The 1,458-nt window shown below is 64.3% G+C and carries 1 protein-coding gene; it reads right to left on the bottom strand.

The window, feature by feature from the left end; all coding sequences use genetic code 11:
• Nucleotides 1–1,458: DUF1522 domain-containing protein (locus AC0L2O_RS36150; protein ID WP_473373114.1), on the bottom strand; the 1,458-nt coding region annotated here is incomplete at both ends.

Below are 1,458 nucleotides of genomic sequence, written 5' to 3'. Positions count from 1 at the left end.
GGTGCCGTCGCCGAAGGTGACATTGACCGCCGTGCCGCCGTTGAAGGAGGAGAAGGTCAAGGTCTTGCCCGAGACACCGCCCGATGCTGCGGACCGGCTCGCGGTGAAAGCGGTGCCGGTACCGGTGGAGCCGGTGAGACCGAGGGCCGACAGCGCATTGCCCGAGCCGGTGATCGACAGATCCGCGTTCGCACCGGTCGAGAGGTTGAGCGCGCCGGCTACGACCGAGGAGTTCTTGGCCCCGCTGGTCGTCTGCAAGGCACCAGAGGCACCGGCAGTCTTGACAGTCTGCACCCCGGTCGCGAGATCGATGGCGTTCAGAACGTCATTGACCTGGCCGGACTGCAGGTAAACCGTCGAATTGCCGTTGCCATCGGTGACCAGATTGCCGACCAGGGTGGAACCCGAGGTCACGGCGGTGGGCGTCACGGCATTCTTGAACGTGATCGTCTTCCCGTCCACGTTCAGCGTCGAGCCGTCCTGGATCAAAGTGCCGAGTGTGCCCGTGGCGGTTGAGCGCGCCTGTGTTACATTGACGGTACCGCTGCCCGCCGCCCCGGTCAGGCCAAGGGCCTTCAGAAGGTCAGCACGGCCAGTGATGCTGAGATCAGCACCGGTACCAGTCGTAAGGGTAAGAACACCACCTCCGGAAACGGTAGCCAAAGCGCCGGAGCCGGCTACGACGGCAGTACCAGCACCGTTGAGCTTCCCAGCACCGGTTGCGAGATCGATCGCGTTAGCCAGATCCTGCACCGACCCGGTCGGAGCGGTGGCACCCAGGTAGACGGTGGAATTTCCGTTGCCATCCGTGATGAGGTTGCCAACCTTGTTCAAACCTGTGGGCGCAGCGACCGGAACGTCGGCCGTCTTGAAGGTGATCGTGTGTCCATCGACGGTCAGCGTTTCGCCATCCGAAGGCGCGCCCTTGGCCGCAATGGTTGTCGCTGAGGGACCGCCGGCGAGCGTAAGGGCCGCAGCCAATTTGCCCGCAGCGCCCGCGCCGTCCGGTGCCGCGGATCCGACTAGCGAAGCGGACCCACCGCCGAGCGTGGCTGATCCGGTTGCAACGGTAGTTCCGCCCGCACTACCGTCGAACACCACGTTCGAGAGAGCGGTCGTGCTGGAATAGGTCGTAGTGCCGCGCAGGTCGGTAGAAGTCGCACCCGCGATCGTGGTCGAGACGTTGGACTTGGTCGAATAGCCGACCGTGGTCTGCAGCGCCTGGTTGGCGATCGACTTGGCGCTGTCCAGCAGCTTCTGCAGCGAGGTGATGCCGGTGTTGGCGGCCTGGAGCACCTGCACGCCGTTGGCGATGCCATCGAGCAGGTTGTTGATGTCGCTGGCGCGATTGTCGAGCGACTGTGCGGTGAAGAAGTTGGTGGGATTGTCGAGCGCCGAGTTCACCTTCTTGCCAGTCGACAAACGGGACTGGGTGGTGGCGAGCAGGTCGGCGGTGGA

The sequence above is a fragment of the Bradyrhizobium sp. Kon10 genome, assembly GCF_055807395.1.
This window is presented reverse-complemented; position numbering and strand designations above follow the sequence as displayed.